The organism is Microcystis sp. M090S1 (assembly GCF_020246295.1).
Classification (GTDB): Bacteria; Cyanobacteriota; Cyanobacteriia; order Cyanobacteriales; family Microcystaceae; genus Microcystis; species Microcystis aeruginosa.
Window position 1 is genome coordinate 1 of sequence record NZ_JADBTF010000224.1, and the last position, 7,656, is coordinate 7,656.

Consider the following 7,656-nt stretch of genomic DNA (forward strand, 5'->3'; position numbering starts at 1 on the left):
ACTGATAACTGATAACTGGTAACTGATAACTGAATAGAGTTTGTCAGCAAAACGTTTTTTTGTCTTAAAGTCCAGAAAACGGGTTTCTTCAAGAAACTCGTTTTCTAGAAAAACGCTTCAAAATATTCGCTTAATGCTTCTTTCCAGGGTTCATCATAATTGGCGGTTGTTCGGTTCATTTGAGTTGTCCGCTTACTTCTAGGGTATGAAGCACAATAGCGTAACGCACCAATTTAATAATAGAGGTGGTGCGTTACGGCGGATTGTTAATTTTGTTTTTTTGACGGAATTGATAGCCGCAAACACTCAGCCTACACTCTTTTGGCATACTGTTTCTTGAGAACAGGTATAACGCCTAGTAGGATAAATAAACCTATATTTAGACTGGGTTCAGGTATAGTTACAGTGTAATTTGCGGGGACAATAGGAACAATTTGAATGAATTGACTTGGATTAGTTGGATCATTAGCGGCTAAGGTTCCATCAGCAAAAATTGTTTGACTCAAATCTACATTTAGGGTTAAATTAGAGCTACCTTTTCCAATAACTTGAAAGTGCATTAAGCTAAATTGTTCTGGTTGATTCAGTCCCAAGAGTGAACCTAAACCGGCATCAGGAAAAGATGCTCCCCCTAAGTCGGTAATTGTCCCATTAATGTTATTTAAGGTTCCTCCTCGAAAGAGAGGAAATTTAGAAGTAACTAAGGGACTATTATCATCAACTGGATTAAAAGGAATGTCAATATTTTGGATTTTGTTGGCTTCAAAATTGAGATTGATAGCACTACCAGTTAATCCGATAGGATTACTATGAATATCCCTCATTAAGACTTGCACAAAAAAGCGATCGCCTATATTTAAGGGATTATTTTGATTAAGGAATCCACCGGGGGTTCCTGCGATGTCTTCTATCAGATTAAATTCAACGGCTAAATTAGGCATAATTTTCTGTCAATTTGTGAATGGATAAGACGAAATCAGGTTGTAGATCACTCCTAGCACTCGTAGGGTGTGAAGTGCGATAGGGTAATGCCTCAATTTAATGATAGAGGTGGTGCGTTACGGCGGATGGTTAATTTTAGTTTTTTGACCTAACGCACCCTACACTCTATTGTTGCCAGAAATTTAGGTTAGATCAAGCTTAGTCCGTAGTCAGAAGTTAAGACTAAGAAGTCACCTAAATTGATTCCACCGTCTCCATTAATATCAGCAGTGGGATCGTATTTAGAACCACCAATACTACTGTTAAAAGCGGCTTGTAATGGTGCTAAGTCACCCCGATCTACTTTACCATTGTAAGTAATATCGCTGTTAAAGGTTGATTTACCAGTTAAGGCGACATTATAGGCCGTGTTATTGATAGCGTTACTGTGAATAACTAAACCATCATTGAGGTTAAAGCTTTCTCGCGCTGCGGTGGGTGCATAAGTTAATTGAACACGCCAAGTTTGTCCCGGATTGAGTAAGATATCTCCCTGACTGAAATCAGCGTTAGTGGTAACGTTGGAGGCTTTAACTTCTATGTTGGAAATGGCGAGAATATCTTCGTCGTTAACTCCTGTATTGGTGATGTCAATGTATCGGAATGTATCGGCAAATTTGGGACGAACTAGGTTACTGTTACTCCAACCTTGACGATATTGTGAGAGGGGAGTCCCGAAAGTAATCGCGTTTTTATCAATAGATATCCTTTGTTCTGGAATATTGGTAATATTGACGGTGAGTTGTTTCTCATAAGACAAACCGCCTTGGTCTGTGGTTTTAACCCGGATACTGTAATTATTCTTGGTTTCGTAGTTGAGAGGAGTATTAGTTTTGAGTTGGTTTCCGTCGATGGTAAAGAGACTATTATCAGTTGAACCTATACCAGTAACTAAGCTATAGGTGAAGGTATTACCAGTATCAGGGTCAGTAGTGTTGAAGTTACCGATGAGGGTATTTAGGGGTGAGTTTTCCGCGACGGTGTTGTTAGATAGGTTGAGATTTGTTGGGTTTTCGTTGACATCGCTAACACTGACGTTGAGTTGTTTTTCATAAGACAAACCGCCTTGGTCTGTGGTTTTAACCCGGATACTGTAATTATTCTTGGTTTCGTAGTCTAAAAGTCCATTAACTTTGAGTTGATTCCCGTCGATGGTAAAGAGACTATTATCAGTATCTCCTGTCCCAGTAACTAGGCTATAGGTGAAGGTATTACCCGTATCTGGGTCAGTAGTGGTGAAGTTACCGATGAGGGTATTTAGGGGTGAGTTTTCCGCGACAGAATTATTACTAAGGCTTAAATCGGTGGGATTTTCATTTTCGTTAACGTCGTTGACATTAATGGTCAAAGCTTTCTGGAAAACGCCACCGTTACTGTCAGAGGTTTGTACCCGAATACTGTAACTATTCTTGCTTTCGTAGTCGAAGATGGCGTTAGTTAAAAGGCGATTACCGCTAATTTGAAACAGACTATTATCTGTACTACCTGTACCCCCGATTAAACTATAGGTAAAGGGTTCACTACTATCCGGGTCAACTGTTGAGAAAGTACCGACTTCTGTACCTACAGGAAGATTTTCCGCGATAGAAGAAGTGTTTAAGGATACATCAGTGGGGGCTTGACTTAAGACCTGAGCATTGTCAATTTGATCAGTTAAAGCCGTTCCTGTATTCTCTGTAACTACATCCGTAATCGATTTAGTTCCAGCCCCGGCTTGTTGTAAATCGTTAGTAGTTTCACCCAAAGCCACTTTTTGGACTTGAGCAAATTCCTGTTGTAGAGACGCATTTGGCGTACTTGCGGCGATGTCTTCAATCTTTTGGTTGGCTGCTGCGATGACTTGCGCGGCCCCATCGGCGATCGCGCTAACATCTACATTATTGGTCAGTGTCGCCGCTTCTTGAATGACGGTTTGTAATTGGGTAGCATTGGTCAAATCTATGGTTGTTCCGCCTTGAATTTGACTAGCCAAGGCTGAAACGACATTTTTAACAATATCTCCCGTAGAAGCTGAGGAAGCCCCATCTAACAGTCCCGCAATTTGGGTAATGGCGTTTTGTACCTGAACTAAGGCGGCAAAAGTTGCCGCTCCTCCTGGCGTATTATTAGTCGTAGCGACGATGGGATCGATGTTGCTAAGATCAACACCAGCAGGAAGAGACAAAGCGGTGGTTACTGCTGTGTTTGCTTGTTCTACCGTTAACCCTTGAGAGACTAAATTCTCGACTAGGGAGGTTAAAGCGGTGATGGTAGTAGAACCCGCAAGGGCTGTGAGGGGCGTTTGTAAGGGTAAACCAGTTGCTGTATCTACACCGCCAAAGACTACTAGACGACCTTCTTCGGGGTCAAATACACCGTTAGCATTAGTGTCGAAGCTCTGGGGAATATCGAGGAGATAAAAGCCTGTTTGATCGGTAGTAGTAAAGGGTTCATTCGTATCGAGAACACCATCTTTATCCGCATCGAAGAAAACCGTCGCCCCAGCGACATAGTTATCAATAACAAAGCCGCTATAACTGGGATAGATGCGGAAGATATGATCGATACTAGCCTGTCCGTCCGTTACCGCAATTTTGACATCGAAGGGGACAAAGTAACGGGGAGGATTATTAGAATTGAGGTTTAAGTCTCCATTAGATTGAACCGTCAGGGTTAACCAGGGAGGAAGAGAAGTTCCATCCGCTTTTGTCGCTGTACCGGTTAACGCATTACCATCGGGATCGACATATACTCCCGGAATGGTAACGTTATTAACGATGGAACGACCCCAGAGGCGGTTTTGGATTTGGGGAGGGCGATTACCGCTACCTTGGACGTAACCAAAGTTAACTTTACTAAAGATTTCGCTAGTGGTAATAGTCAGGACTTTTTCGGGAGGAGTGGGAAAGGTAAATTGCCAACCCACAGGGGTATCTACTTTCACTCGATAGGTTCCGGCGACTAAATCCTTAAACTCATAGCCGCCTAAGTTATCGGTGACGGTATTGGTTTCTCCTGGATCACGGACATTATTATTATTTTGGTCGAGGTAAACTGTCCAACCGTTTAAAGCTGGTTCAAACTGATAGTTGTTTCCAGTGAAGGCATAGCCCCACTCACCCGATTTATCGATATCATCCCAGAGGAAACCGCTAATTTCTCCCTTAGTCCCTTGAAACCCGAACCGGTTATAGGCAGCATAAGGATTTTGGGCAGATGTAGTAAAAGAAACGGAAGTAGCACCAACAGAATTATTACCCTGAGTTGGCTGCCAATCAGCCGAAGGCAGTTCAACACTAACCGTATAATCGCCAAAGGGACGACTGCCAAAATAGTACCATCCAAAACCAAAATTATCAGTCTCTGTGTAGGTACTATCAATGATTTGCCCGTTTTGGATTAGATTGATTTTCCAATGGGGTAAATAGCCTTCATTGGCTTCGTGTCCCTCATACCACCAGGTACCATTGCCGTTGACATCATTCCAGATAAATCCAGAAATATCGCGATAGGTAGATTGATAACCGAAGTTAATATCAGAGATACTCGATCCTGAATAAACAATGGGTTGAGAGGGGCTATGGGTGGATTGCCAAGTATTTAATCCATCGGGTGATTCAACTGTAACGGTATAGTTACCGTTAGGAAGAGGAAGCGGGTTACTAGGATTAACATTAGCAAAAGCAGTATTAGGGTAATTTAATCCATGCTGGGCATCATAATACAAACCTGTCTGAGCATCGTAAGTCAATACGGAAGGTCGAAATTGATAAGTGTTTCCACTTGGACCTTGATATAAACCACTTGTCTGATCGTAGTACAAATAATAATCGGAAGGTGGGACAGGGGAAACAGAAGAGAAAAAGTTATTAGGAGAATACTCGATAATTTGCCCTGAATTATAGTAGGAATCTTGATCAATATAGGAATTAACTCCTGTTCCTAATAAATCGAGGACTAGGTACTGGGGTAAATTAACGGAAACATTAGGTTTAATCTGATAATCATTACCTGTGCTTGGATCGTCATAGTAACCTGTATTAACATCATAAACTAAAGAAGAAGGAGGGGAAGAAGTAAACGAAGAAACTCCTGTAAACCCGTAATAACCATACTTATCAGTTAGGGTGGTTTGAACAGTTTGTCCGCTTACATCTTCTAAGGTTACTTTCCAACCGGCTAATCCTTTGTCATTAGAGTAGTAGTAGTTATCAAAGACACCATCTCCATAGAAATCATTCCAGACATACCCAGTAATATCCCCGTAATTGAGGCTAACATTTTGTTTGTAGCCAAAGTCAATATTGCTTCGGCTTGCACCCGAAGCAACGGTAACTAAGCGAGAATCAGATGGAAAAGAATTATAATTGCCACTTCCTGTAGATTGCCAGGACTGCACTGTGGGGGGGACAATCACGGTAACGTTGTAATCTCCTGATGCTAACCCAGCAAAATTGTAACGTCCCCAGGGATCAGTTTTGGTTGAGGTTTCCCCTGCATCTAAAGTACCATTGTTGTCACTATCGAGAAAAACTGTCCAACCGGCTAAACCAAAATTAGTATAGTAGTAGTAGTAAGTCGAAGTTGGAGCATATTCATCGAGATAGTTATCGCCATTAGCATCATTCCAAACTGCCCCACTAATTTCCCCATAAGTGCCTGTAATGCCTGTATTATTAGGATTAGATAGGCCAAAGCTTACATTATCAATTAGCTGAGATGCACTAACTGAGACAGGCAATCCTGGAGAATGAGTAAACTGCCAATTGGCATCTAGGGGAATTACCTCAACAGAATAATCTCCTGGAGAAACTCCGACAAAAACATAACGCCCCCCATTATCGGTTACAGTGCTACTAATAAGGGTTCCATTTTGTAAAAGATTGACTGTCCATCCTGCTAAAAGAGACTCGCTTTGATTCTGTATCGCGTCACTATTAGCATCATTCCATAAACTGCCTTGAATTTGACCATCACTTAAACGATAGGCAAAATTAGCTTGACTAATTTCTCCAGTCGTGGTACTAATTATTTGTGTATCGCTGTATCCAGTAGTTGTTTGCCAACTATCAGATTGTTTAACGACACTGACAGTATAATTTGTATTTCCCTCTAATCCAGTAAAGGTGTAATAACCACTACCATCAGTGAAGGTTCTTTTTTCATTAGTGTCTAAAATTCCGTTATTGTTGGCATCAAGATAAACTAACCAGCCTCCTAAACTTTGTTCTGACCTGTTGTTGTAGTAGTCTTGATAGCCGTTGCTATTAGCATCGTTCCAAAGATAACCTGTGATTTGGGTTTCCGGTTTTCGATAGCCAAAGGGAGCATAGGCATAAAATCTGTATGATCCATACCATGGATAAGATTGAGCAGAAAGAGAAACGGGTTGTGAATTATTGGTACTGTAATAATAGTTTGTAGTTCGCACCCAATCTTGAGAGGGTAGGGTAACAGTTATTAAATAGTCTCCCAAGGGTAAAGAACCAAAAGAATAAGAACCAGAACTCTCGGCAGATGTAACTTGGCTAAAACTAGGATCATCAGGTTTAGTTAGGGTAATTGTCCAACCAACAAATCCAGGTTTTTCATAGCCATAATAGCTATAGCCATAGTTTTGAGTTCCATTCCCGTCAAAATCATGCCAAAGATTACCCGTGATATCGCCGTAATACTGAATCATAGTTGACCTCCTAATTTCCTTTTTTGATTTTACCTAATGTCCTAAGGAAAGAGCTTTTGGCTGCTATAGTATTATTTATTCAGCCGAGTCAGCCTGTTTTCCACAAACTCAGCCAGTCTAGGTTAGGCTTAAAAAAAACTATCAAACCATCAATTAATCGTTTCTACCATTTTGAGAGCGTTTTTTTCTACCGTCAATAGGATATAAAATATGCTTATTTTTTTTTTTTTCTCTCATCAGGTTTATTCATGAATCAGAGAAAATCAAATTAGGTAATCTGGGGATTTTGTTGTAAAAAAGCGGTGATTTGCTCGATTCCGTCTTCCTTGGCAGAGAGAATAACGGTGGTGATTCCAGAGATTACCCCAGCTTGTAGGGTTTGATAATCGGTAACATCAGCATCGAGGAAAACTACAGTATTTAACTCCGGTGCGGTTAAACCTTGATTTCTCGCACTATTCACCTGATTAACTTGACTCAAGCCATCAGATTCAGCAAAATTGAATAAAATATGGTCAACAGCAGGAAGAATCGGCAAAAAGGGAAAAGTCATGACATTAACTGCAACAGAAAGAAAACGGGTTTCTCAAAGAAAACGGGTTTCTAAATAGTTTCTTGAAGAAACCCGTTTTCTAAAGAAGTTCTAGGATTGGATTTTTGCCAAAGACTGCTTAAATTCTGCGAGAGAATTAGCGGTAGCTGCTAATTTTAGTAGCTCTTCTAAGATAGTAGGGTTAGTCATTTTGCCGATTATCTCTTCAATTTCTGAAGAAATCTGTCCAAACCGCACAGTTAAAACTGTTTTTATGTCATCACGGCTTTTTTCTAACGCGCCAATTTCTTTACCAATTTCCTTACCAATTTCCTTACCGATTTCCTTACCGATTTCCTTACCGATTTCCTTACCGCGTTCTATTCCTCGTAACTCCATATTACTCATTAAAGGCATGGTTCTTTCCTCCTCAAATTGTTTGATTTTACTCTCTAAGCTTGACTGTAATTCAGGGGATAAA

General features: G+C 40.7%; 4 protein-coding genes. All 4 read right to left on the reverse strand.

Features of this window, described 5'->3' with window-relative positions:
- Positions 1 to 311: 311 nt before the first annotated feature.
- Positions 312 to 941, reverse strand: coding sequence for a PEP-CTERM sorting domain-containing protein (locus IM477_RS10120; protein ID WP_287731601.1), 630 nt, complete (start codon positions 939 to 941; stop codon positions 312 to 314).
- 188 nt (positions 942 to 1,129) lie between these two features.
- Positions 1,130 to 6,643: an SdrD B-like domain-containing protein gene (locus tag IM477_RS10125; protein WP_287731602.1), complete on the reverse strand. Its 5,514-nt coding sequence runs from the start codon at positions 6,641 to 6,643 to the stop codon at positions 1,130 to 1,132.
- Positions 6,644 to 6,911: 268 nt separating this feature from the next.
- The gene (locus tag IM477_RS10130; RefSeq protein ID WP_287731603.1) at positions 6,912 to 7,196 is read right to left on the reverse strand and encodes a DUF4347 domain-containing protein; all 285 of its coding nucleotides are present in this window, start codon (positions 7,194 to 7,196) and stop codon (positions 6,912 to 6,914) included.
- Between the two features lie 90 nt (positions 7,197 to 7,286).
- On the reverse strand, positions 7,287 to 7,656 hold a 370-nt coding region (locus tag IM477_RS10135; protein ID WP_287731604.1), incomplete at its 5' end, for a hypothetical protein.

Excerpts from the sequence above, each read along its gene's own strand:
- IM477_RS10130 (WP_287731603.1), bottom strand. The coding sequence starts at position 7,196 with ATGACTTTTCCCTTTTTGCCGATTCTTCCTGCTGTTGACCATATTTTA.
- IM477_RS10125 (WP_287731602.1), bottom strand. The coding sequence starts at position 6,643 with ATGATTCAGTATTACGGCGATATCACGGGTAATCTTTGGCATGATTTT.
- IM477_RS10120 (WP_287731601.1), bottom strand. The coding sequence starts at position 941 with ATGCCTAATTTAGCCGTTGAATTTAATCTGATAGAAGACATCGCAGGA.